Below are 766 nucleotides of genomic sequence, written 5' to 3'. Positions count from 1 at the left end.
GTCCTGATGAGCTTGATAAAGCAGATGAAACATTAAGACAAGAATATCTTAAAAACAAAGAATTTAAATTAATTAAAAGTATTAAGTAGATTGGTTATAATAAAACAATTTATCTATATTAGGAGTAAATTTGCAAATTCCTATTTATTCTAAACTCAAAACAAAACTAGAAAGCAAAGGAATAGACAATATATCAAGTGGGCAAATTGCTTGGTGTTTAGGGAGTGGCTATATTGCTTTAATATGTGCTGTATTTGTTGTTATATATAAACTCAAGAATTTGGAATTTGAGCTTTATATTGTTTTTTTCTTTCCTATCTTGCTATTTTATATTGCTATATTTTGGTTTATTTTTTTAAGTTTTTATAAAAACTTCTTTTTTATTCATCTTTTTTGCTATTGTTTTATGTATATCTTTAATATAATTTTTAATGATTTTTATTTAAATCTTGCAATAATAAATATTTTATTAATGATAATATGGTTTTTTTTTGTTAAATTGCATTTAAAATTTAAATTTTTATTTTTAATGATGTATTTTTGTTTTGAAATTGCAATATTTATAGGAATAATACCTTATGGACTTTTAGAAGGAACTATTTCGAAATGAAAGAAATAATAAAATATTATGTAGCAATTTATGTAGATGAGTTATTAGAAGATGAAATGTTAAAGCATGTTGATTTTTCTTTGCTATTTGAAGCAAAATTTTCTCAAATTTCTAAGCAAATCGACTTCACCCACGCTTTCTTAGGACTTACCAAAG

This window comes from Campylobacter sp. BCW_6873 (assembly GCF_001762365.1).
GTDB classification, from domain to species: Bacteria; Campylobacterota; Campylobacteria; order Campylobacterales; family Campylobacteraceae; genus Campylobacter_D; species Campylobacter_D jejuni.
The sequence above is the reverse complement of the archived record's forward strand: the minus strand, read 5'-3'. Positions refer to the sequence as shown.